Source organism: Paenibacillus sp. FSL R7-0652 (genome assembly GCF_038595045.1).
GTDB lineage: Bacteria > Bacillota > Bacilli > Paenibacillales > Paenibacillaceae > Paenibacillus.
The window spans coordinates 3,031,144-3,055,232 of the sequence record NZ_CP152001.1; the positions used below are offsets into that span (position 1 = coordinate 3,031,144).

Sequence of the window (24,089 nt, forward strand, 5' to 3'; positions counted from 1 at the left end):
TCCTTTTCATGCATAAGTGCTGCTTCCTTAAGGAAAACTTGTGTAGTGTGAAGAATATAGGATTTTGTATAAAGGAGGTTAGTATGATGACGAAACAGGACCCACAGGAGCTTTTGAAGCAGAAGCACGAACAGGACGAGCACAAAAGACAATTCACGAATTTCTCCCGCAATGTATCCGGCCACGGTGAGATGGAAGCAGGACAGGAATTCAGTGAAGATCGCGTGCCAGACGACCAGAACCGAATGAAATCGGTTGAGAATAAGAGAGCGTGATTCAACCCCAAGCCTTTCTCTCATCCTGCTGCGGCAGGATACAAGCTGATCCGAAGAGGGATCGGCTTTTTTTGATTTTTCATCGAACTGGTCAATGCGTTTAAAAGGTCGTATAGTAGTATATGTGAAATGGAAGAAATTAATTGCGCGAACTGGTCTTAAGATCAACAACAAAACGATGCGCATAAAAGGATGGGGAAATATGGACTTTAAACCGGTTGCTTCATTAATTGATCGTCTAACCTCTTGGAGAATTCCATGGGCAGAAGTGCTCGTTATGCATCATAACGAAATCGTTTTCCAATACCGTAACGGATATGAAAACCTGGAAGAGAAAACGCCGATTCGGGATGGCGCGATCATGAATCTGTACTCCATGACCAAGATTATGACCTGTGCTGCTGCACTGCAGTTGGTTGAAAAGGGAGATATCCTGCTGCTTGATCCCTTGTCTCAGTATTTGCCGGAGTATGGAGATATGCAGGTGAGAAAAACACTTCCGAATGGAGAGGTGTACTACGAGAAAGCGACAAGACCGATTACAGTAAGAGATCTCTTTACGATGACGGCTGGTTTTTCATACAATGTGAACGCTCCCAGTATCAAGGAGGCAGTAGAATGCACGAATGGTGCGCTGCCAACACGGGAATTTGCAAAAGCATTCGCGAAAGAACCGTTGATGTTTGAACCAGGTACACACTGGAATTACAGCATGTGTCATGATGTGCTGGGCGCTCTCATCGAAGTGGTGAGCGGGAAGCGGTTCGGTACATACCTTCAGGATGAGATTATTAAACCGCTCGGTATGCACGATACGGCCTTTGATCTGAATGAAGAACAGCAGTCGCGTTTGATCCCGCAGTACATTTTTGACGAAGAACAAAATAAAGCGGTACGGATGGATGGCAATGGTTTCCGTGTGGGTACAGAACTGGATAGCGGCGGTGCAGGTTTGCTCTCTACCGTAAATGATTATGCCAAGTTCTTGAACGCACTGACCGGACTTGGAACAAGTCCAGAGGGGGTACGTATTCTATCGCCAGCTTCTGTAAACCTAATGAGAACGGATCACCTTAATGACATGACAAGACCGGACTTTTCATGGGACCATATGTATGGTTATGGATATGGTCTGGGGGTGCGTACACATATCTCGAAGGCGGGCAGCGGATCATTGAGTCCACTTGGCGAATTTGGCTGGAGCGGTGCGGCTGGCTGCATGGCGATCATGGATCCGGATTCCGGTCTAACGGTAATGTATGCGCAGCATCTGCTGAACAGTCAGGAGCATTATGTGCAGCGTCGTCTTCGTAATGCGGTCTATTCTTGTTTGTAAGCTGGTGTGATAACGATTAGCTGATTCTCAAACCCTGCTGTGTAAGAACAGTAGGGTTTATTTGTTTTTTGAACAGGCGAAGTTGTGGCTTGGAAAACCTTCTTCGGAATATTACAATAAATCCGTTGGCGGATATGAGATGGTATATGAACTCGGTAGCAGATGATAAGATAAGGTGAAAGGTAGCAAAGGATCTTACTCTAATTTGATATGATCTTGTCATCATGACAGCAAGAAAAGCCGCTAATTAGCGGCTTTTTGTCATTCGAAAAGCGTTTACCCGGTTCACCAAATAAATGCCCATCGACACCAGTAGCAGCGCAGCCAGATTTTTCAATTCCCAGATTGTCTCACCAAGGAACAGTGCGGATAATAATGCACCGAAGATCGGGATCAAAAAATTATATACCGATACCTTACCCACTTTGTTGTATTTCAGCAGCACATTCCACAAGCAGAAGGCGGCGGATGACAGCAGGGCGAGGTAGACCAGATTCATCGTTGATTCCCAAGTGAAATGAGTTACCCTGCCGCCGAATGACAGACCCAGCAGCGTGAGGGCAAGTCCGCCAACCAGTAAGCTCACACCTGTAATCATCATAACATCAATGGATGCAGTTAAGCGTTTAGCATAAATGGCTGTTATGGAGAAAACGAGTGCTGCGATGATGATAAAGCCTTCACCTGTAAAAGAGAAGGAAAACGTGAGCAGGTCTGCATGAAAGTTTACAATAATAACACCGATGAATCCGAGCACACAGCCGATGATTTTGTTACGGCTCAGCTTGTCATTTTTATAAATGAAATGAGCCAGCACCACGCTGAAAAACGTCGTTGTTGCATTCATGATCGAACCTTTAACACCCGTTGTGTTCGCAACGCCGACATAAAAAAACATATATTGCAGGCCTGTCTGCAGAACACCAAGTACACCTAAACTGGCCCATTCACGTCCACGCAGCTTCAGCTTGCGTCTGAAACCGACACGGTATAGAAGCAGCAGCAGTATGCCGGCCAAGCTGAAGCGATAACCTGCAAAAACGTATTTTGAAGCAATATCTTCAGGCAAAATATGAAAAGCAGCATAGCCAAGTTTGATTGAGGGATAGGCACTTCCCCACAACAGGCAGCATAGACCCGCAACGAGCATGACGATGAATGGATCACTAAATCTGCTGCGATGTTCCTGTGCGTCATGATTTTTGTTTCCTTTTGCTATTGTGTCACTTTCTGTATATTCTGCATTCGTTGAACTTTTGGATTTTGTTTCTCTTTGAATCACGCTTAATCTTCTCCTCGCTTGTTGTGCACATCTTTATGTATAATTATTGTCATGCCATATAGACCATATCATAAATCCGAGAGTTTGTGTTGGAAGAAAAAAAGGTTGAATCAGGTATCCGCCGTTATGTCTGCAAATGAGAGAGAGACTAAAGAGCATTGGGAAAAAAACGTGTGGTTTATATTTCCAGCAAGCGATGACTTGCCAAACCGAAAAGAATGTGATAATTTATGTGTGTAACCGGTTACACATAAGGAGAACTTTTCATGACAACCATTAGAGACGTAGCGAATCTGGCGGGTGTATCGGTAGCCACAGTATCCAGAGTGATTAATGACAGGGGTTATGTTCATGCGGATACACGCAAGAAAGTGGAAGAAGCAGTGAAAGCACTTCACTTTTCGCCAAATGAAGTGGCTCGCTCACTATACACACGCAAGTCAAAATTGATTGGGTTACTGCTTCCAGACATCGCGAATCCTTATTTTCCGCAGCTTGCAAGAGGTGTGGAGGATCGCATGCAGGAACAGGATTACAGATTAATATTTGGAAACAGCGATGAGGATGAACGGAAGGAGCAGGATTACATCCAGACGTTTATCCAGAATAACGTGGTGGGTGTGATCTCTTCCACCAATTATCCTCACTCTTCAATATATGAAAAACTAAAGATTCCTGTCGTATTTCTAGATCGAACTTCATTGGATCGACCTTCGGTCTATGCCGATGGCAGAGAAGGCGGAAGACTCGCTGCCAAGGAAATGATTGAGCGCGGCAGCAGGCGTATTACTGTGATGCAGGGACCTTCCCATATTCGGCCAGCTCAAGATCGTTTTGAAGGCGCAGTTGAAGTCATCCGTGAAGCGGGGCTCGGTTATGAGGTCATTCAAACGACCTCTTTCTCATTCAATGAGGCGGGGGTATGGGCAGAAGAGCTGTTCAGTAAATATCCGGACACGGATGGCGTTATTGCCAGTAATGACATAGCCGCGATGGCGGTACTGCATGAAGCCTATCGAATCGGAAAGAGTGTCCCGCATGATGTGCAGGTTATCGGGTTTGACGATATTCCGATGAGCGGGTTATTGTCACCGGCCTTATCTACGATTCGTCAGCCAGCATATGAGATGGGCAGAGAAGCAGCAGGATTACTTATTCAATTAGTAGAGCAAAATAACATGGAGAACAAAAACATACAGCTTCCCGTGTCGTTCATTGAACGGGGAACAACGAGAAAGGTGAGAAAAGATGGCTAACATATGTGTAATTGGCAGCAGTTCAATGGATTTGGTCGTGACATCCTCCAGAAGACCAGGCGCGGGTGAAACCGTGCTTGGCGAGAGCTTCAAAACCGTACCCGGCGGGAAAGGTGCTAACCAAGCCGTTGCAGCAGCTCGTTTGGGAGCTGAAGTTATCATGATCGGCCGCGTTGGCGATGATGCATTCGGTACAGAAATTTTAGAGAATTTTAAAGCTAATCGTGTAAATACGGATAATGTGAAACCGGTTACACATTCAGAAAGCGGCACTGCTCATATCATCCTGGCCGAAGGAGATAATAGCATTATTGTTGTTGAAGCAGCCAATCGCGAAGTGACCCCTGCTTACGTGGATCAAGCAGCCGAAGCGATCCGTAACGCGGACATTGTACTCATCCAGCAGGAAATCCCGGAGGAAACGGTGCTTCATGTTAGCCGGTTGTGTGCGGAATACAAAACACCATTACTGTTGAACCCCGCTCCGGCCCGTGAAGTACCGCAAGAAGTAATTGATAACGCAGCCTATATTACGCCGAATGAACATGAGGCCGAAATTTTATTTCGAGATATGAAGCCTGCAGAAGCACTCCGTCAGCATCCGAACAAGCTGTTTATCACAGAAGGCAGCAGAGGGGTTCGATATTTTGATGGTCATGAAGAAGTGCTTGTGCCAACCTACAAAGTCGAAGCTGTAGATACAACCGGAGCAGGTGATACGTTTAATGCAGCATTTGCAGTCGCTCTGGCTGAAGGCAAATCGATTCAGGACAGTGTACGTTTTGCCAATCGGGCAGCGTCTCTATCCGTAACCAAGTTTGGTGCTCAGGGCGGTATGCCAACTCGGGACGAAGTAGAGGAGACTCTATAAACCAACTAAAGAGAAGTCTGCAAATGAAATAAAGGGGAACTTGATATGAAAAGAAACGGCATCTTGAACAGTCACATTTCTAAAATCTTGTCTGACCTGGGTCACACCGATCAGATTGCCATTGCGGATGCGGGCCTGCCCGTTCCGGATGGTGTACTCAAGATTGACCTTGCACTTAAGTATGGTACACCGAGCTTCCGCGAAGTGCTGGACGTCATTGCGGACGACATGGTGATTGAGAAGGTCATCATAGCCAGTGAGATTCAAGAAGGCAATCCCCAGACACTCACCTACCTGAAAGAGAAGTTTGGGACAGAAGTTATCGATGACAGCGTGAATCATGAACAATTCAAAGCCTTAACCCGGCAGGTAAAGGCGGTTATACGCACTGGCGAGGCTGCGCCGTATGCCAATTGCATTTTACAATCGGGGGTTTATTTTGGTTAAAGGGAGGCTGCACTATGCACATTCAGATGCATAACATTCACAAAGCGTTTGGCACCAATCAAGTGCTGAGCGGCGTGGATTTCGAATTAAAAGACGGTGAGGTTCATGCCCTGATGGGAGAAAACGGCGCTGGTAAGTCAACACTGATGAACATTTTGATTGGCCTGCACCAGCGTGATCAGGGAACGATCAAGATAGATGGGAAGGAAACGTATTTTGGCAGTCCGAAAGAAGCGGAGCAGCTCGGTATTACGTTCATTCACCAAGAGCTGAATGTCTGGCCGGAGATGACGGTGCTGGATAACCTGTTTATCGGTAAGGAGATATCGTCCTCCATGGGTCTGCTGAATACAAGACAAATGAAAGCGCTTGCCAGTGAGCAGTTTGCCAAACTGTCGGTCGATATTCCTCTGGAACGTCCTGCCGGAGAGTGCTCTGTTGGACAGCAGCAGATGATTGAGATTGCCAAAGCGCTGATGACCAATGCCAAAGTCATTATTATGGATGAACCTACAGCAGCCTTAACGGAACGTGAGATTCAGAAGCTGTTTGAGGTCATCAGGTCTTTACGTAAGAACGGTGTATCGATTGTCTACATTTCACACCGGATGGAGGAGATTTTCACCATCTGTGATCGCATCACGATTATGCGTGACGGACGTACCGTTGATACCAAAGCGATTCCTGATACAAACTTCGATGAAGTTGTGCGCAAGATGGTTGGTCGTGAGCTGACCGAGCGTTATCCTTCCCGTAAACCGAAATATGGTGAAGTGATATTGGAAGTTCGAAACGCGAATCGCAAAGAATTGTTCGAAAATGTCAGCTTTGATGTGAAAGCTGGCGAAGTATTAGGTTTCTCTGGTCTGATGGGTTCGGGGCGAACAGAGATCATGAGAGCGATCTTTGGTCTGGACCGTCTAGACAGTGGAGAGATCCATATTCGCGGTAAAAAGGTGAACATTCGCAAACCATCCGATGCGGTGAAGCATGGCATCGGTTTTATTACGGAAGACCGGAAGGATGAAGGGCTGGTGCTCGATTTTTCCATCCGTGAGAATATGGCACTGACGAATCTGTTCAGCTTTTCAAGCAAAGGTTTCATCTCGACCTCCAAAGAGCAGGAGTTTGTGGACACACTGATTAAACGGCTGCAGATCAAAACGCAATCCTCGGAAACCGCGGCTCGTAACTTGTCGGGAGGGAACCAGCAGAAGGTCGTTATTGCCAAATGGGTAGGTATTGGTCCGAGTGTTCTCATTCTGGACGAGCCTACTCGCGGGGTGGATGTTGGTGCAAAACGTGAGATATATCAGCTCATGAACGAACTGACGGACCGCGGGGTAGCGATTATCATGGTTTCGTCCGAACTGCCTGAAGTGCTGGGCATGAGTGACCGCATTGCGGTTGTGCATGAAGGGCGTATTACCGGCGTGCTGCCGAAGGAACAAGCGACACAGGAACACATTATGACTCTAGCTACAGGGGGACAGTAACATGACAACGATGCAGAACAATAAAACAGCCAAAAGTGGTTTCCGCTTGTCAGGCGTAACGCAGAAACTCGGACCATTACTCGGATTAATCATCCTGATTGTTATCGTTTCCGTGCTTAATCCAAGTTTTTTGGAACCGCTTAACATTTTGAATCTGCTCCGTCAGGTTTCCATTAATGCACTGATTGCGTTTGGGATGACGTTTGTTATTCTCACTGGCGGGATTGACCTGTCGGTTGGTTCTATACTTGCACTATCCAGTGCGTTCGTAGCCAATATGATGTTATCCGGTCTTGATCCGATTCTCTCTATTATCATCGGGGTTGCCCTTGGTGGAGTCATGGGTATGGTGAATGGACTGATGATTACCAAGGGGAACATGGCGCCATTTATCGCAACCCTTGCTACAATGACTATTTTCCGAGGTTTGACGCTGGTATACACCAACGGTAACCCGATAACAGGTCTGGGTGACAGTCTGCTGTTCCAGTTGTTTGGACGCGGTTACCTGCTTGGCATTCCGGTACCAGCGATTACGATGCTGATTACCTTTGTCATTCTGTGGACCATTTTGCATAAAACGGCCTTCGGCCGCAAAACGTACGCTATCGGCGGTAATGAGAAAGCTTCCATTATCTCGGGTATCAAGGTATCCCGTGTGAAAATTATGATCTATTCCCTCGCAGGTATGCTTGCAGCGCTTGCTGGTGCAATTCTGACATCCCGTCTGAATTCTGCTCAACCTACGGCAGGTACATCATACGAACTGGACGCTATCGCCGCAGTTGTACTCGGCGGAACAAGTCTTTCCGGCGGTCGGGGACGCATTGTAGGTACATTGATTGGTGTGTTGATTATCGGAGTACTGAATAACGGTCTGAACCTGCTCGGTGTGAACTCCTTTTATCAGATGGTTGTGAAGGGTGTCGTTATTGCTATCGCTGTCCTGCTGGACCGCAAGAAAACTGCGTAAGGGAGAGAATTCAACATGAAAAAATGGATATTAACGCTGGTAAGTATGATGCTGATTGTTGTTCTCGCCGGATGCTCGCTGGAACCACCAGGATGGGCGAAACCGAAGACGGCGGGAGGCAAAGAGCAGAAAAAGATTGGTTTGTCGATCTCGACACTAAATAATCCGTTCTTTGTGTCCTTGAAAGATGGTGTCGTTGCAGAAGCTCAGAAACAAGGCATTCAGGTTGTCGTGGTGGATGCTCAGAATGACTCCGCGAAACAGACGAATGATGTGGACGATCTGATTCAGCAGGGTGTAGACGCCTTACTCATCAACCCGGCAGATTCCGCAGCGATCTCTACAGCGGTTCAATCCGCTAATAGTGTTGGCATTCCGGTAATTACGCTGGATCGTTCGGCAGATAAAGGTGAAGTTGCAGCTCTCGTTGCATCCGATAATGCGAAGGGTGGACGTATGGCAGCCGAATATATCGTGAAGCAGCTGGGTGAGGGGGCCAAAGTTATTGAACTTGAAGGTGTGCCAGGTGCATCTGCTACCCGGGAGCGGGGCAAAGGATTCCATGAGATTGCAGATCAGAAGCTGGATGTGGTTGCCAAACAATCTGCTGACTTTGACCGTTCCAAAGGTCTGAATGTTATGGAGAACTTGCTGCAGGGGAATCCGGGAGTACAAGCCGTATTTGCACACAATGACGAGATGGCTCTGGGTGCCATCGAAGCGATTCAAAGCTCAGGTAAAGATATCCCGGTAATCGGATTTGACGGTAACGATGATGCCATTAAATCGATTCAGGATGGCAAACTTACAGCGACCGTAGCTCAGCAGCCCGAACTAATCGGACAGCTTGCGCTGCAGGCGGCATTGGATGTGCTGAGCGGTAAACAGGTTGAGAAATCCATCCCGGCTGAATTGAAGCTGGTTACCAAGGAAAACGTAAATCAATAAATTCAATATTTAATAAGTAATATATGAATCCCGCTCTGGCGAAAAAGCCGGAACGGGATTTTTTTTTCGTGGAAATCATAGTTGATTGAGCTCGAACCAGACTCGTACCTGAATCCAATTGCACATCACAACGTTTTGGATTGGACAAAAACAATATCTTTGGATATACATATTCAGTCCATAGGTTGTTATACTGTCATTCAAATGGCGAGTAGAAAGGGGTATCTTGCTTGGATTATCCGGTTGAAGAAAATTTGAAAATGGTTAGAAAACAAATGGCTCTGGCCTGCAAGGCTTCTGGGAGAAACGTTACCGATGTGCAGCTGCTTTTAGCGACGAAAACGGTGCCGCTTGAGAAGTTACAGATCGCTGTGCAGGCAGGTGAACAGCTGTTTGGAGAAAACAAGGTGCAGGAACTGCGAGATAAATATCCTCTTATGGAGCAGTCCAAAGCGGTGGAATGGCATTTTATCGGACATCTGCAGACGAATAAAGTAAAGGAGGTTATTAAGTATGTGACCATGATCCATTCGGTGGATCGTCTGAAGCTCGGGCAGGTCTTACATGACCAGCTTGTCAAAGAACAGCGCACAATGGACATTCTAGTACAAATCAATACGTCCTATGAAGAAAGTAAATTCGGTGCTTCTCCAGAGCAAGCAGTGGAGCTCGTTGAACAATTGTCTCAATTTGAAACGCTGCATGTAAAAGGGTTAATGACGATTGGGAAACTCCATGCATCAGCTGAAGAGACCCGTCAATGTTTTCGGTTGTTGAAACAGCTCAGTATACAGATTAGAGAGAGAAACATCCCGCGTGTCGACATGGGAATGTTATCGATGGGCATGTCGGGTGATTTCAGTATGGCGATTGAAGAGGGAGCGACCATCGTTCGTGTGGGAACCAATGTATTTGGCCCACGTTATCTGCCCGATGAATACTACTGGAACGAACATACAAAGATAGAAGATTAGTTGAGGGGCAGGGGTTTACATTGAAAAAAGCATCTTATAGGATTCGTGGGCGCGATTTGATATCGCCAGTGACTGCGGCTTTAATTTCTGTCATTGTCAATTATGGAGGGACCTTCATTCTTGTGTTTCAAGCGGCTAAAGCAGCAGGGTTAAGCCCGGAAATGACCGCTTCCTGGATATGGTCCATATCGATAGGGGTCGGGATCACGGGGATTTGGCTTAGTTACCGCTATAAAGAACCTATCATTACAGCGTGGTCTACTCCAGCTGCAGCCTTCCTTGTCTCCATGCTGGCTGTAACTCCTTATTCTGAAGCCATAGGTGCTTATATGATATCCGCCGTTGGTTTTGTCATTTTGGGCATGTCTGGCTTGTTTGAACGGTTCGTCCGATTAATTCCGCCAGGGATCGCTTCTGGTTTACTTGCAGGAATTTTACTTCAGTTTGGTATCTCCGCGTTTGAAGGGGCCAAGGTCGAACCTGCACTGGTTATTCTATTGTTCACCGCCTATATCGTGTTAAAGCGGTTTACATCTCGCTATGCCATCGTTGGTATATTGGTTCTCGGCCTGATCTACCTGGTGATTATGGGGAAAACCGATTTCAGCTCCATTCAGCTCGCGGTCGCTTTACCCGTATTCACAGCTCCCGAATTTTCAATTCAGGCCCTGCTCGGTGTGGCTCTGCCGTTATTTATTATTACGCTGACGGGACAGTACATGCCAGGTATGCTGGTTCTTCGCAATGATGGTTTTCGAACGAGTGCCAACCCTATATTAACGGTAACCGGCCTGGGTTCACTTATCGCTGCACCATTCGGCTCACATGCATTTAACGTGGCAGCCATTACCGCAGCCATATGCACGGGGAAAGATGCGCATGAAGATGCATCCAAGCGTTATATAGCAGGCATTGCCTGCGGAGTCTTCTACATAACTGTCGGAATCTTTGGGGTAACCTTAGCAGCGTTATTTTTAATTCTTCCAGCAGCTTTTATCGCCACACTAGCAGGGCTGGCTTTGCTTGGAACGATCGGCGGCAGCCTGGCTAACGCTCTGGCGGACCCGAACGGACGGGAAACGGCATTGATTACATTTTTAGCAACAGCGGCTAATGTAACTTTGTTTGGCATCGGCGGTGCATTTTGGGGACTTGTGGCTGGAGTTATGGCGCATCTTCTCATTCATCATAAATTTGCAAAAAAACAACTTGGAACGAATGGTTAAGAAACCGGAAGGGATGATGATCAGGATGTTAAAACATATAGAGAGTCAAGATAAAGCTTTGGCAGCAGCAGCCCGTCACGAGCTTGCGAGACAGCGGGATACGATAGAACTCATTGCTTCGGAGAATTTTGTGAGCCAAGCCGTAATGGAGGCCACAGCCAGCGTATTAACCAATAAATACGCTGAGGGTTATTCGGGCAGAAGATATTATGGTGGATGCGAGCATGTTGATACGGTAGAGGATATTGCTAATCATCGCCTGAAACAACTATTCGGTGCTGAACATGCGAATGTGCAGCCGCATTCCGGTTCACAGGCGAATATGGCTGTATATCTTGCCTCAGTAGAGATGGGTGATACGATTCTTGGAATGAATCTTTCTCATGGCGGTCATCTGACACATGGAAATCTTGTTAATTTTTCAGGAAGATTTTATCACTTTGTTCCCTATGGTGTTGATCCAGAAACAGGTCTTATTGATTTTGACGAAGTTCGAAAACTGGCTCACAAACATCGTCCGCGAATGATCGTTGCAGGCGGAAGTGCATACCCGAGGCGTATTGATTTTGAACTTTTTGCTGAAATTGCTTCCGAGGTGGGAGCCTTACTTTTTGTAGATATGGCACACATCGCGGGCATTGTTGCAGCAGGATTACACCCTAACCCTGTACCGCACGCACATATTGTATCCACGACGACACATAAGACGCTGCGTGGTCCGCGCGGAGGTGCTATTTTGTGTAAAGAATCCTGGGCAAGGGCCATCGATAAAGCCGTTTTTCCGGGAACGCAGGGTGGTCCATTTATGCATATTATTGCGGGAAAGGCGGTCTCTTTTGGGGAAGCCATGCAATCTGATTTCACTGTTTATATGAGAAACGTTCTGAATAATGCCAAAGTAATGGCGGAAACGCTAATTAATGAAGGACTTTCTCTTGTTTCTGGAGGTACCGATAATCATCTCATTCTCGTTGATCTGCGCAGTGTTGGCCTTACGGGTAAAGACGCACAAATCATGCTGGATGAAGCAGGCATCACGGCAAACAAAAATTCGATTCCTCATGATACAGCAGGTCCGTTAGTTACAAGCGGTATTCGGTTCGGCACTCCGGCCATGACAACCAGAGGACTTGGCGCCGGGGAGATGAAAGAAATTGCCGAGCTGATCGCACTTGCATTTAAAAATCCAGCGAATACTAAAGTAAAGCAGCACATATCCGGTTGTGTGCGCGAGATCACATCACGATTTCCTCTGTACGAAGCAGGGGCCTCGTTCACCTCATAAATAGATACAGCCCGTCAGCATTGCAATCTTCTTATCGATTTTGCAATGCTGACGGGCTCTGTTCAATTGTTATAATACGGTCCGGGCAAATCGGGAGATGCCTTCTTCGATTCGTTCCTCATCTACTTTTGCAAAACCTAACACCCACCCCTTACGATCACTCTCCAGACAGTATCTGCTCAGCGGATAAACACAGACCCCCTGCCTGCGGGCGGCAGAGGTTATTGCTGTTTCATCACATGACGCATCTGCTTCAAGAAGAATATGTAAGCCGGTTTCTACTCCGCTTAATCTATAACGTGAACTAAGACCGGAAGAATGGATCGCTTTGGTCATGACCTCGTGTCTGCGGCGATAAATGTTACGAACCCTTCTCATATGGCGCATAAATTGCCCCCGCTCAATAAAATGATTCAGCGTTAACTGCTCCATGATGGGTAAATGGCGATAAGTCAGTTCATGAATCTGGGTAAGCCGCTCAATCGCTGCCTGAGGTCCTATAATTGCGGATAAACGTATACCGGGCGCAATCATTTTGGAGAAACTCATCATATAAAGCGTATTCTGAGGCAGCTGGCTGAACAGGGTAGGAATCGGGTCTCCACGGTATCTGAATTCGCTATCGTAATCGTCCTCGATAATCCACATTCCATGTTTTCCGGCTAACTGCATGAATTGCTGTCTGCGCGGCTCTGACATGATGATTCCCGTGGCGCATTGGTGCGAAGGAGTCACAAATACGAGCCTGGATTCGGGGTGGATGCGATCAACACATAGTCCCTGCTCATCAACAGGTACGGCATCGATCTGCATTTTGCGGTATTTCATGGTGGTCCAGGCAGCAGGAAAGCCCGGGTCCTCCACGGATACTCTGTCCCCTTCGCTCAGAAGTGCCTGAGTAATTAAATCAATGCTGTGCTGTGCGCCTGAAGTTAACAAAATCTGATCAGCTTCAATATGAATTCCTCGTTCTAGGGACAGGTAACGCTGAATCTGTTCTCGCAGCGGCAGGAAACCTCTGGCATCCCCATACGACCAGATATCAAGGTCGGGTTCAGCAGACACCTGCAAAAATGATTTTCTCCAGGATTGGGTGAACGTCTCATCGATATAAGGCTCGTGCGGGTTGAAATCTATGTCCACCTGCGGTGCATCTTGATCTCCAAACCAGCTCTGTAGTTTGGCAATGGATTCGTTTACTACGGGCAGTGCGGGAGGTACAGGCCCGGACGGCGGCTCCTCTTCTAAAGAACGGAGCACCTGGATCGAGCTGCTGACTCTTGTTCCACCGCGACGTGAGGTTACCGTATAACCCCGGCTGAATAATTCCTCATAAACGATCTGAATTGTAGACCGTGAAACACCGATCCGTCCGGCTAACTCACGTGACGGAAGAAGCAGTTCACCTGGTGGCCAGTTCCCGGTTGTAATGTTGTGAATAGCCTGGTCGAGCAGCTGCTGCCAGATCGGACGGTCATCATTTCGGTTCACTTTTAACATCATAACAACTCCGTTGTTGTTGAAATTATGGATTGCATAATACTTGAACATGATAAAATTTCGGGCGTTCCATTGTAGGGAATGTTATCATGACAACGGTTCAAACTGCAACGATAAATCGCGATTAATATATTAATTTGACTGTTCATCTTAAGTTCATATGAAGTTCGTGGGTAGTTCATTTTCATTTTCTATACTGAGTTAGGAAACAGCACAACATGACGATCACACAGCAGAATAGGAGAAGATGAAGATGAGAAAAAAAAGAACGTCTATAATCGCTATGACCTTGGTGCTGGCGATGTTAACTCCCACGGCTGTATATGCAGCCGAGATTCCGAGTAAATCAAGTTTGGCAATAACTCAAAAAGCCGTCACTGCAAAAACGAAAACATTGACCGAAAATTACGGTGTTACCAGTGTTCAATACGCGCTTATCGATGGAGGAAATATTGTTCTTTCCGGACAAACGGGTATGAATGATCCTGCGGAGAACGTGCCTCTCACGTCAGACACCATGTATGGCATCGGTTCAACCAGTAAAATGTTCCTGACAACCGCAGTTATGAAACTGGTCGACGAGGGCAAAGTGAAACTGGACGATCCTGTAGTGGGCTATATTCCTGAATTTAAAATGAAGGACAATCGCTATACTCAGATTACAGTACGCATGCTGCTGAATCATTCATCCGGACTGCTGGGCACATCCAGTAACAGTGCGATTCTATTTGAAGACCCGGATACATACGCACATGATACTTTATTGGAACAACTGGCATCACAGCATCTGAAAGCAGACCCGGGAGCTTATTCGGTCTACAGCAATGACGGGTTCTCTTTAGCCGAGATTCTGGTGGAGCGAGTCAGCGGCTTGAGTTTTACAGCGTTTATGCACCGTAATATTACAACACCTCTTGGCATGAATCATACCAAAACGCCACAAGATCCGTTAAATCTTCAACAAATGGCAGCGACGTACTCCGCCAAGAAGGAACAGCAGCCTTTGGAGACAACCAATATGATTGCTTCGGGCGGCATCTATTCCACAGCCGAAGATTTGGTGAAGCTGTCACAAGTATTTACGAACGAGAAGAATGGTGTTCTATCCAAAGAATCAGCGGAAGCTGCCGGACAGGAAGAATACAAGCGGGGAATGTGGCCGGAGGATGGAGATTCCTCTATTGCTTACGGACTTGGATGGGACAGCGTGAATCTGTTCCCTTTCAATCAATACGGGATCAAGGCATGGGCCAAAGGAGGCAATACGATTGCTTATCATTCTTCTCTAATTGTACTGCCTGAGCATAACATGGCCGCAGCCGTTACTTCTTCTGGAGGTTCCAGTTCAACGAATCAACTGATTGCATCAGAGCTGTTACTCCGTGCGCTGGAAGAAAAGAAGCTGATTCCTGAGCGTAAACCGGAGAAGTCACACGGGATTCCCGTGAAAGCGGAAATGCCGAAGGAAGAGATGGATCATTCGGGAATTTATGGCGGCGGTGCCAACATGCTGCTGAAACTGGATGTGCAGGAGAACGGACAGCTCACGACGACGATGTTGGGCGTTCCAAACAGCCCGAAACAGACGTACATCTACACTGCGGATGGTTCGTTTGTGAATGAAGCAGGTACGGAGAAAGTGAAGTTTGTTCAAGAGAGTAACGGAAATACGTATCTTTGGACACGTTCATATCAATCGGTGCCTGGACTCGGGCAGCTGGCTTCCTCGGAATACAAGGCAGAGAAGCTGGAAGCTAATCCTTTGTCGGAAGAGACCGCAGCTGCGTGGCAGGCAAGAGTGGGCAAAGCGTATGTGCTCGTGAATGAGAAACATACCTCGACTCTATATAATACGGCCATGCCGCTTATTCCAATTCAATTGCCCAGTGAGCTGCCAGGTTATATTTACACAAATGCCATCACGGATGCGGACCAGGCTGTGAATCACCTGCAAATCCCTGGTGTCGCAGGACGGGACACGATGGAATTCAACTTTTATGAACAAGATGGTGTGGAGTATGTGTCTCAAGGAGGCAATGTATATGCCAGCCAGGACATCATTAAACCGATCTATGCAGGTCAGCAATCGAAGACGACGATTCAGTCGAATGGTTACGCCAAATGGTACTCCATCCCGTCTTCTGCTGGAGGGAAAGAAATGAACGTGAACGTGCCGTCAAATGCCTCATTTGTTGTCTACGACCAGTACGGTGTCAGCCTGAATCACAGCCTAGTCAGTGGTCAAACGACAATGATACTCCCGGAGAAAGGCAGTATCGTATTTGCTGGTGAAGCGGGATCCACCTTTGAAATTACGTTAAAATAAACGCTTAAATTTCATTCAAAAACGATAGGAACTTTTCAAAAAAGAAACAGAATTTTTATGAAACATAAACACAGCTCATTAACGAGATCGCTCAAAGGTCGCATTTTGCGGCTTTTTTTGCGTATAATATTTCAAATTTTAAATTCAGGTTTCGCGAGCTTGGCCTCCAGGGTAAGTATAAGAGGACTTTTACAAGTTCATTGAAGAAATGCCATGGAAACAAAAGATGAAGGTGGGTAGAAAGAGCATTGATTGTTTAAGTGCTGAGAATAATAACTGGAGCAAGTTTGGAAACTTAAGTATGGCATGACGTCAAGACGAGGAGGACATATGAAGAATAACAGGATTACATTACTTATACTTACCATGCTGCTGCTTCTGGTGTCCGGTTTTACAGGTTGGACGGGAAGTGTGCAGGCACAATCGGACTCGGGCAAAACCTATGTGATCGGTACCGACATTACCTTTGCGCCGTTTGAATTTGAGGATATAAACGGTGATTTTGTCGGCATCGATATGGATATTCTGGCAGCCATCGCGAAGGATCAAAATTTTAAATATGAAATCAAAGCTTTAGGATTTAATGCTGCCGTCCAGGCGCTGGAATCGAACCAAGTGGATGGCGTTATAGCGGGCATGAGTATCACCGATGAGCGGAAGGCCAAATTCGACTTTTCGGATACTTATTTTGAATCAGGTGTCGTTATGGGCGTCAAAGCGAACAATGATTCCGTTAAAAGTTACGAGGATCTTCGCGGCAAAAAAGTAGCTGTGAAAACGGGGACGGAAGGATACCGTTTTGCTGAAGCGAACGCGTCCAAATACGGGTTCACCATCGTACCTTTTGATGAATCCGTGCAGATGTATGATGATGTAAAAACGGGGAATTCCGCCGCATGTTTCGATGATTATCCTGTGTTGAGATATGGGGAGAAGCAGAACAACGGACTGAAAGTTGTAACTGAACCAGAAGAAGGTGCACCCTACGGTTTTGCCGTCAGCAAAGGTAAAAATGAGGAGCTGCTGCAGAAGTTTAATGCAGGACTTGCCAACATCAAGGCAAGTGGCGAGTACCAGAGCATTCGAGACAAATATCTGGATGAAAATGCGGAGACTGCTGAAAGTCTGGGACGCTTCGAACTTATAGTCAAATCTCTACCAGCACTGCTGAAAGGGTTGGGCAAGACGCTTTGGTATACCCTTGTGTCGCTGTTCTTTGCCTTTATTCTCGGGTTGATCTTTGCCTTCATGAAAGTGGGACGTAATAAAATACTGCGCGGCATCGCTATGGTTTTCGTCGATTTTTTCCGAGGCATTCCGCTGCTGGTTCTCGCCTATTTCATATACTTCGGTGTTCCTCAAGCGTTTGGCTTTACGATGCCGCTGTTCCTTGCAGCAATTCTGACGCTGAGTTTAAATGCCGGAGCATATGTCACCGAGATTATCCGCGGAGGGATTCAATCGATTGACCGAGGACAGATGGAAGCAGCTCGTTCACTGGGTCTTCCATATCGTAAAGCCATGATGAAAATTGTCGTGCCACAGGCGATCCGTGTAATGATCCCGTCATTTATTAATCAGATGGTGATTACGCTGAAGGATACGTCAATCCTCTCTGTCATCGGGCTGGTTGAGCTTACACAGTCGGGTAAAATCATTATTGCCAGAACATTTGCTTCATTTGACATTTGGTTAACGGTTGCGGCAATGTATTTTATCGTCATTATTATACTGACAAGAATTGCTGATTATCTGGAGGTGAAGTTGCGCCGTGGGTAAAATTAAAGTAGAAGGTCTTAAAAAAAGCTTTGGATCGAATGAGGTACTGAAAGGCATCGACGTTGCGGTAAACGAAGGAGAAGTCGTATGTGTCATAGGCCCGTCCGGGTCGGGGAAAAGTACATTTCTGCGCTGCATCAATTGTCTGGAGGAGATTACGGCAGGTCACGTGATTGTCGATAATCAGGACTTGAACAGCAGAGATACCAATATTAACAAAGCCCGTGAAAACATCGGCATGGTATTTCAGCATTTCAATCTGTTTCCGCATTTTAGCGTACTTAAAAATATAATGTTTGCGCCAATGGAACTTGGCAAATTAAATCAAGCACAGGCACGAGAGACCGCTCTTCGTCTGCTGGATCGCGTCGGTCTGGCAGATAAAGCAGACAGTTTCCCAAGCCAGCTCTCCGGCGGACAGAAGCAGCGTGTAGCCATTGCACGTGCACTCGCGATGAACCCGGATGTCATGCTGTTCGATGAGCCGACATCGGCCCTTGACCCGGAGATGGTTGGAGAGGTGCTTGGTGTTATGAAGGACCTCGCCCGCGAAGGTATGACGATGATTATTGTTACGCATGAGATGGGCTTTGCCCGCGAAGTTGCGGATCGGGTTATTTTTATGGATGGCGGATATATCGTGGAAGAAGGTAATCCTGAGCAAATATTCGGCCAACCTCGGCATGAACGGACGATCAGTTTTTTGGAAAAGGTACTTTAACGACAAGCAAATATTTGGTGCAGCACAAAAAGCCGCGAACTGCGGTTTTTTTGTTTGGTACATTTAAGCTGAAGACACTATAATAGGTTTTCGGAACGCGGCGCAGGCATGAACATGCAGTATACTTATTTGAACAGAAGGAGAGTGTATCCATGATGGAAACGGTATCTGAAACGGAACAAATGCAATCCATTGAAGCCTTCCAATCGGTGATTCGCAAATCGGAGAACGCGCTGCAGAATATGACCGAGAAAGGGGCAAATACGTCTGTTCTTGAGAAAAGACTTCATGCTCTATGCGTGAGTCTGCATGTTCTGGAATATATCTGGAACAGGATACCTGAACAAGTATACAGTAGGCTGGAGATTACCGAGGCACGTCAGGTGATGAACAAACTTCTGGCATCGGTGGAGAAAATGATAGAAAAGACTGCAGCAGGAACACCTCAGCGCACCCTGCTCGAGAGAAGAATTCGAGCGTTTCAGCTCGCCGTGCAGGCGATGGATGAAGTTGGGCGCATTCTCTAAAACGCATACCCCCCAATTACGAACTTTCAAATTTATACTTGACAAGGACTGATTCAAAAGGTAGTCTTCATTTATGACAGTGGTCACTGACATTGGTAAAAGGAGAGCTTCATGTCCAATTCAATTAAACGGAGCACAAAAGAAAAGCTGATGTTAACGGCGATTGATCTGATCTCGGTAAAAGGATATAAAAGTGTTACAACGCAGGAGATTGCCTTAACCGCGGGCGTAAGTGAGAAAACTCTATTTCGCCACTTTGGTACGAAACAAAATTTGCTTGAGAGCGCATTCGATGAATATCATTATGCAGCAGAAATGACACGTCTTTTCGAAGAAAAACTGGTGTGGAATCTGCATTCAGATTTATTGCTGGTTAGCAGAACCTATCATGAAATTATGCATAAAAATCGCAAATTGTTTATGATCAGTCTGAAGGAAATGAATCATTTGCCGGATTTAAGAACACGAACGGTACGACATCCGCAGCAGTTGCTTGAGCTTTTAACCGGATATTTACAGACGATGTACGAGCAGGGAAAGGTGGTTCAGATCAACGCTGAAATACAGGCTTTTTCCTTCATGGCATTAAATTATGGATTGTTTATTAATCATATGGAGGATCATGTACATTTTCCGTGGATTTCTTTGGAAGATGTGATTGCCGAAAGTGTATGGACCTTTACTAGGGCTCTAACGCCCTAGTTTTTTTAAGCAAATGGATGTCAGTAAGTACTGACAGACAAAATGACAGTTCACTTGAAAAGAGGAAAAAACATGAAGCTTACAAAGAGCGTGGATACCCACGATACACCTTCAACAGGTAAAGAAACGGCACTGCTTCGCGTGCTGGTCTTTACACTTATCATTTCTGTAATGAACGGGATGATGTTTAATGTTGTTTTACCGGTCATAGGGGAACAATTTGAACGATCCGCTTCGGAGACGAGTTGGATCGTCACCGGATATTTAATCGTATACGCCGTCGCTACAGTCACATACGGAAAACTAACCGATCGATACAGCATTAAAAATCTAATCACTTTTGGACTCCTATTGTTAGGTTTAGGTTCCATTGTGGGCATTATTTCGACGTCCTACTTTATGATTATTCTGGCACGGCTCATTCAAGCCGCCGGAGCTGCTGTTATTCCAGCTCTTGCAATGATTATACCGGTTCGATATTTTCCACCGAACAAGCGTGGTCAGGCACTGGGTACTTCTGCGATCGGCATTGCCCTGGGATCTGCTCTAGGTCCCATCGCTGCCGGACTAATCTCCAGTGCACTTGACTGGAAGTTTTTATTTGCGATACCGCTGCTGTCACTGTTGACTCTGCCCTTCTATCGAAAGTATCTAAATCATGAAGAGGGAGTCTACGATAAGATGGACTATCTCGGAGGATTGCTGCTCGCGGGAAGCATTGGAGCCATGCTGCTTGCACTGACGAATTTGAATTGGTGGTACTTGCTTATGGGCATTGCCGTGTTGATCCTGTTTATCCTTCGGATTCTCCATGCAGCATCACCGTTTGTAGAGCCGGCTGTATTTCGCAACCGATCTTATACGTGGGGAATGTTAATCTCATTTATATTGGTGGCGTGTGGATTCAGCATTCCATTTATTATCCCGCAGCTGTTAACCCATGTGTATGATGCTTATCCGGCTCTGGCAGGTCTAACCATGCTGCCGTCTGCGCTGACTGCAGCACTACTGGGAAGGCGTGGAGGAAGATTGGCTGATAAGAAAGGAAATGCATATTTGATATATACGGCTTCGACGATGCTTGTTATCGGCTTTATAAGTCTATCGTTTGCAGCCGGCTTGGCTCTGTTTTATATTTCATCTTTTCTAATCTTGGCGGTTCTTGGTCAATCCTATATGCAAATTGCGCTTTCTAATACGATCGCACAGACGCTTTCCAAAGAACAGGTTGGCGTTGGCATGGGGCTGCTATCCATGTTCAATTTCATCGCGGCTTCAGTATCTACAACCGTTCTTAGCAAGGTCATCGACGGGGGAGCGCCGCAGCTGCATTTCAATCCTTTTATCAGCCTGTCATCTGCATTTGTATATAGTAATCTGTTTATTTTGCTTGCTGTATTGATTGTATTGATGACTTTTCTGTATCGGTGGCAGTTTGATCGTAAATCCCATGCGCAGGTGAATGAACCGGGCACTTGGGTCTGATGAAGCCCAAAGTGCATTCTCCATCCAATCATTTACATCCGTAGAATTGCAAAAATAAAAAAGAAGAGGTCTGTCTTCAATGACAGGCCTCTTTTACATGAATGGGTTCAGCTGAAACGGTACAGACGAACACCATGAGAGGGGACATCTGTACGTAATGTGTTCCCGTCCACTACTGCCGCTTGACCGCTCCATAATTCAGTACCCTGTTTTACAACTGAAGTGCTTGAACCGACAAGTTCAAGATTAAGTTCCACAGGAAGCATCTGCTGCTCGCCTACATTAAACACTGCCGCATAAGTTGATCCATCCGCATGTGCTGCGGTCCATACGATGAGATCTCCCTGACGCAGTAGTTCTTTTGCTCCGTAACTTTCACGATGCATGCGCAGAACCTCACGGTTCGTCAGTAAAGACAGCGTCCAGTCATCATTATCTCGCAGCTCGCCGCCAAAGATCAGAGGAGAACGGAAAATACTCCACAACGACATCATTGTCAACTGCTCATCCTTAGTGAACCTTGTCCAGCGGTCGGCTCCGTCCCCATCGACAGAGCGAATGCCAATATGGCCGAGCGGCAGCATATCGCAATCCGGCCAGCATCCTTCTTTAGGAATCCCCTGCCAAGTGCGGCACCTTTCGAACATGTCCCGCAGCAGCGGCCATTGATCCCAGAAATCATCGGTGACACGCCACATGTTAGCTTGTTCGGCGAAGAATTCAGCATATTCTACCGGAGCAGGACCCGGGGAAAGACTAAGAACCATGGGCCGCCCTGCACGCTTGATCGCCTTCGAGATCATCTCGATCTCCGGCTGATGTGTATCATATAATCTGGAGGCTGCGATATCATCCACTTTAACCAGGTCAACGCCCCATGAGGCATATAGATCAAAGAGCGAATCATAATAGGCCTGTGCCCCTTCTTTGTTGTGATCCACGCCATACATATCCGTATTCCACGGGCAGATGGAGTTGGTATGAGCGATCTCGCGAGCGGTCGCCTTGGAACCCAGCAGATCTGTACCTGCATGGACCGCCTGCCTTGGAACTCCGCGCATAATGTGAATGCCGAATTTCAGTCCAAGGCTGTGTACATAGTCAGCTAGAGGTTTAAATCCGCGGCCCCCTGCAGCTGAGGGAAAACGATTCTCGGCAGGCATGAGGCGAGAGTATTCATCCATAATAAGCGGAACAAAGGGACGGTATTGAGAGGATACGGCTAGAGGTTCATACCATTGAATGTCAACGGTGATGTAGTTCCAGCCGTATTCTTTCAGATGTGAAGCCATGTACTCGGCATTCCCGCGAATCTCTTCTTCAGTAACGGCAGCGCCGTAACAGTCCCAACTGTTCCAGCCGAGAGGGGGCGTTGGTGCCGCATGGGTATGGTTCATTTGAATGCTCCTTTACTGTAATTGATTTAAATTATTGCTCCAATTATATTCATCATAAGCAGGAGAAATATAATAATCTACAGTAATGTTGAACCTTCAATAGCAATATATTGCGGTAAGTCAATCAAAAAACAACCTGCGATATACAAGACTCTCACCGCCGCTTCGGAATTCTCCGGGTGTAAGTCCGGTTAAGCCCCGGAAAGCTTTGATAAAATAGCTGCCGCTCGAATATCCGACCTGCGCGGCAATTTGTTCAATGCTTCGTGTCGTTCCACGCAGCAATTCCATCGCTTTCTCGATCCGAACCCTTGTAAGATAAGCTCCTGGTGTGAGGCCTGTGGATGACGAAAATCTGCGAATGAAGTGATATTTGGACAAGGAAACATGCTCTGCAAGCTGGTCCATGCTGATCATGCTGGCATAATCGTTCTCTATGTACGCGGCGGCCAGTCGAATCTGTTCAGACCAGTTCTCACGATTATTCCTTGTCGTGGACTGCAGCCGGACCAGCTCAGTCATGAACTGATATACACTGGATGAAGCGATCAGCGAGTCCGTAATTCGTCCAGCAGCGGCATCCGTTACAATCATCCGAAGCAGTCGAATGGGAGCGGAGTCCATAGGAAGAAAAGGGATTTCGCCTGCCTCTCTGATGAACTGCTGCCAATGGGCCATAATGAGGTCGGGCCTGAATAACAGGAAAATGAAATGCCACGGTTCGGAAGCGGCAGGAGGATAATAATATCGATGGGGTCCCGGAATCTCCGCAAGAAAAGCCTGTCCCGAATGAATGCGGTATTTACGTTCCTTGATTTCATAAATGCCTTCGCCTGAAAAGGTATACTGAAATAACAGAAGAGGGCCGTCGGTACGTTCCATTCCGTCCCAGTGATATGACGAATCGGTGATCACATCACACCCTACGGCGTATAGCTTGCACAGTTCCAGTGCACGATCTTCAGCAAATCGGAACCCGTAGGTGCCTTTTGAAATATCCATAGATGTCCCCCTGATTCTGATCATACTTAGGTGTTCTTATCGTAGATTTGGGCATAAAATGGTATTATCCTAGCATGTTAATTTGAGGAATGCAAGCGTTTACTTCAGGATGTGAGCAAGTGGTTAGAATTGTGAAGTTTTAGGTTAGTATTCTGCATTCAGCGCATCCTGTGAACACGCTAGACTGATAGTGCAGCCTGCACTTTTGTAATATACTGTCCTTTTGGTAATACCGTCGATCTTAATGGTGCTGCAGCAAACCTTAACATATTTCGGTTGGA

21 protein-coding genes are annotated in these 24,089 nt (G+C 46.6%); 17 read left to right on the forward strand and 4 right to left on the reverse strand.

Annotation, left to right across the window (positions count from 1 at the left end):
- Positions 1-83: 83 nt before the first annotated feature.
- Both MKY97_RS13810 and MKY97_RS13815 read left to right on the forward strand, forming a co-directional pair.
- A complete protein-coding gene (locus MKY97_RS13810; RefSeq protein ID WP_342555973.1) occupies positions 84-275 on the forward strand; it encodes a hypothetical protein in 192 nt (63 codons plus the stop codon).
- Positions 276-477: 202 nt separating this feature from the next.
- The gene (locus tag MKY97_RS13815; protein ID WP_342555974.1) at positions 478-1,611 is read left to right on the forward strand and encodes a serine hydrolase domain-containing protein; all 1,134 of its coding nucleotides are present in this window, start codon (positions 478-480) and stop codon (positions 1,609-1,611) included.
- 247 nt (positions 1,612-1,858) lie between these two features.
- Here MKY97_RS13815 and MKY97_RS13820 read toward each other — a convergent pair whose 3' ends face one another.
- Entirely contained in the window at positions 1,859-2,893 is a 1,035-nt protein-coding gene (locus MKY97_RS13820; protein WP_342555975.1) for a DMT family transporter, read from the reverse strand.
- 266 nt (positions 2,894-3,159) lie between these two features.
- Between MKY97_RS13820 and MKY97_RS13825 the strand changes: the two genes are divergently transcribed.
- From MKY97_RS13825 to glyA, 9 genes are all read left to right on the forward strand, one after another.
- Positions 3,160-4,149 (forward strand): LacI family DNA-binding transcriptional regulator, encoded by a 990-nt coding sequence (locus tag MKY97_RS13825; protein ID WP_342555976.1) that lies wholly within the window; start codon positions 3,160-3,162, stop codon positions 4,147-4,149.
- Complete coding sequence (rbsK, locus tag MKY97_RS13830) at positions 4,142-5,020, forward strand: ribokinase (protein ID WP_342555977.1); 879 nt, start codon at positions 4,142-4,144, stop codon at positions 5,018-5,020. The genes MKY97_RS13825 and rbsK overlap by 8 nt, the downstream gene beginning before the upstream one ends.
- A 45-nt stretch (positions 5,021-5,065) precedes the next feature.
- Positions 5,066-5,467: a D-ribose pyranase gene (gene rbsD, locus MKY97_RS13835; protein WP_342555978.1), complete on the forward strand. Its 402-nt coding sequence runs from the start codon at positions 5,066-5,068 to the stop codon at positions 5,465-5,467.
- Between the two features lie 14 nt (positions 5,468-5,481).
- Positions 5,482-6,963 carry a sugar ABC transporter ATP-binding protein gene (locus tag MKY97_RS13840; protein WP_342555979.1) on the forward strand — a complete coding sequence of 494 codons (1,482 nt, stop codon included), beginning with the start codon at positions 5,482-5,484 and terminating at the stop codon, positions 6,961-6,963.
- A 1-nt stretch (position 6,964) separates the two neighbouring features.
- On the forward strand, positions 6,965-7,936 hold the full coding sequence (gene rbsC, locus MKY97_RS13845) for a ribose ABC transporter permease RbsC (protein WP_342555980.1): 972 nt from the start codon (positions 6,965-6,967) through the stop codon (positions 7,934-7,936).
- Between the two features lie 15 nt (positions 7,937-7,951).
- Entirely contained in the window at positions 7,952-8,884 is a 933-nt protein-coding gene (rbsB, locus tag MKY97_RS13850) for a ribose ABC transporter substrate-binding protein RbsB (RefSeq protein ID WP_342555981.1), read from the forward strand.
- 230 nt (positions 8,885-9,114) lie between these two features.
- Positions 9,115-9,858, forward strand: coding sequence for a YggS family pyridoxal phosphate-dependent enzyme (locus tag MKY97_RS13855; protein ID WP_342555982.1), 744 nt, complete (start codon positions 9,115-9,117; stop codon positions 9,856-9,858).
- A 20-nt stretch (positions 9,859-9,878) separates the two neighbouring features.
- Positions 9,879-11,084: a benzoate/H(+) symporter BenE family transporter gene (locus tag MKY97_RS13860; protein WP_342555983.1), complete on the forward strand. Its 1,206-nt coding sequence runs from the start codon at positions 9,879-9,881 to the stop codon at positions 11,082-11,084.
- A gap of 25 nt (positions 11,085-11,109) precedes the next feature.
- A complete protein-coding gene (glyA, locus tag MKY97_RS13865; RefSeq protein WP_342555984.1) occupies positions 11,110-12,369 on the forward strand; it encodes a serine hydroxymethyltransferase in 1,260 nt (419 codons plus the stop codon).
- Positions 12,370-12,438: 69 nt separating this feature from the next.
- Here glyA and MKY97_RS13870 read toward each other — a convergent pair whose 3' ends face one another.
- Positions 12,439-13,869, reverse strand: coding sequence for a PLP-dependent aminotransferase family protein (locus MKY97_RS13870; protein ID WP_342556326.1), 1,431 nt, complete (start codon positions 13,867-13,869; stop codon positions 12,439-12,441).
- Between the two features lie 253 nt (positions 13,870-14,122).
- On the opposite strand from MKY97_RS13870, the gene MKY97_RS13875 reads away from it, so the two are divergent.
- The 6 genes from MKY97_RS13875 to MKY97_RS13900 all read left to right on the forward strand — a co-directional run bounded on the left by MKY97_RS13875 (position 14,123) and on the right by MKY97_RS13900 (position 21,409).
- Entirely contained in the window at positions 14,123-16,195 is a 2,073-nt protein-coding gene (locus tag MKY97_RS13875; protein WP_342555985.1) for a serine hydrolase domain-containing protein, read from the forward strand.
- A 330-nt stretch (positions 16,196-16,525) separates the two neighbouring features.
- Complete coding sequence (locus MKY97_RS13880) at positions 16,526-17,974, forward strand: amino acid ABC transporter substrate-binding protein/permease (RefSeq protein ID WP_342555986.1); 1,449 nt, start codon at positions 16,526-16,528, stop codon at positions 17,972-17,974.
- Positions 17,967-18,695, forward strand: coding sequence for an amino acid ABC transporter ATP-binding protein (locus MKY97_RS13885; RefSeq protein WP_342555987.1), 729 nt, complete (start codon positions 17,967-17,969; stop codon positions 18,693-18,695). The genes MKY97_RS13880 and MKY97_RS13885 overlap by 8 nt, the downstream gene beginning before the upstream one ends.
- Positions 18,696-18,850: 155 nt before the next feature.
- Entirely contained in the window at positions 18,851-19,222 is a 372-nt protein-coding gene (locus tag MKY97_RS13890) for a hypothetical protein (RefSeq protein ID WP_342556327.1), read from the forward strand.
- 111 nt (positions 19,223-19,333) lie between these two features.
- Positions 19,334-19,924 (forward strand): TetR/AcrR family transcriptional regulator, encoded by a 591-nt coding sequence (locus MKY97_RS13895; protein ID WP_342555988.1) that lies wholly within the window; start codon positions 19,334-19,336, stop codon positions 19,922-19,924.
- A gap of 72 nt (positions 19,925-19,996) precedes the next feature.
- Positions 19,997-21,409 carry an MFS transporter gene (locus MKY97_RS13900; protein ID WP_342555989.1) on the forward strand — a complete coding sequence of 471 codons (1,413 nt, stop codon included), beginning with the start codon at positions 19,997-19,999 and terminating at the stop codon, positions 21,407-21,409.
- Positions 21,410-21,516: 107 nt separating this feature from the next.
- Here MKY97_RS13900 and MKY97_RS13905 read toward each other — a convergent pair whose 3' ends face one another.
- Positions 21,517-22,806, reverse strand: a complete 1,290-nt coding sequence (locus MKY97_RS13905; protein WP_342555990.1) for a glycoside hydrolase family 27 protein — start codon at positions 22,804-22,806, stop codon at positions 21,517-21,519.
- 120 nt (positions 22,807-22,926) lie between these two features.
- The gene (locus MKY97_RS13910) at positions 22,927-23,808 is read right to left on the reverse strand and encodes an AraC family transcriptional regulator (RefSeq protein WP_342555991.1); all 882 of its coding nucleotides are present in this window, start codon (positions 23,806-23,808) and stop codon (positions 22,927-22,929) included.
- Positions 23,809-24,089: the final 281 nt, after the last annotated feature.

Coding starts and splice junctions, on each gene's coding strand:
- MKY97_RS13810 (WP_342555973.1), top strand. CDS start 84: ATGATGACGAAACAGGACCCACAGGAGCTTTTGAAGCAGAAGCACGAA.
- MKY97_RS13870 (WP_342556326.1), bottom strand. CDS start 13,869: ATGTTAAAAGTGAACCGAAATGATGACCGTCCGATCTGGCAGCAGCTG.
- MKY97_RS13875 (WP_342555985.1), top strand. CDS start 14,123: ATGAGAAAAAAAAGAACGTCTATAATCGCTATGACCTTGGTGCTGGCG.
- rbsB (WP_342555981.1), top strand. CDS start 7,952: ATGAAAAAATGGATATTAACGCTGGTAAGTATGATGCTGATTGTTGTT.
- MKY97_RS13910 (WP_342555991.1), bottom strand. CDS start 23,808: ATGGATATTTCAAAAGGCACCTACGGGTTCCGATTTGCTGAAGATCGT.
- MKY97_RS13890 (WP_342556327.1), top strand. CDS start 18,851: ATGGAAACGGTATCTGAAACGGAACAAATGCAATCCATTGAAGCCTTC.
- glyA (WP_342555984.1), top strand. CDS start 11,110: ATGTTAAAACATATAGAGAGTCAAGATAAAGCTTTGGCAGCAGCAGCC.
- rbsD (WP_342555978.1), top strand. CDS start 5,066: ATGAAAAGAAACGGCATCTTGAACAGTCACATTTCTAAAATCTTGTCT.
- MKY97_RS13840 (WP_342555979.1), top strand. CDS start 5,482: ATGCACATTCAGATGCATAACATTCACAAAGCGTTTGGCACCAATCAA.
- MKY97_RS13825 (WP_342555976.1), top strand. CDS start 3,160: ATGACAACCATTAGAGACGTAGCGAATCTGGCGGGTGTATCGGTAGCC.
- MKY97_RS13815 (WP_342555974.1), top strand. CDS start 478: ATGGACTTTAAACCGGTTGCTTCATTAATTGATCGTCTAACCTCTTGG.
- rbsK (WP_342555977.1), top strand. CDS start 4,142: ATGGCTAACATATGTGTAATTGGCAGCAGTTCAATGGATTTGGTCGTG.
- rbsC (WP_342555980.1), top strand. CDS start 6,965: ATGACAACGATGCAGAACAATAAAACAGCCAAAAGTGGTTTCCGCTTG.
- MKY97_RS13905 (WP_342555990.1), bottom strand. CDS start 22,806: ATGAACCATACCCATGCGGCACCAACGCCCCCTCTCGGCTGGAACAGT.
- MKY97_RS13900 (WP_342555989.1), top strand. CDS start 19,997: ATGAAGCTTACAAAGAGCGTGGATACCCACGATACACCTTCAACAGGT.
- MKY97_RS13895 (WP_342555988.1), top strand. CDS start 19,334: ATGTCCAATTCAATTAAACGGAGCACAAAAGAAAAGCTGATGTTAACG.
- MKY97_RS13880 (WP_342555986.1), top strand. CDS start 16,526: ATGAAGAATAACAGGATTACATTACTTATACTTACCATGCTGCTGCTT.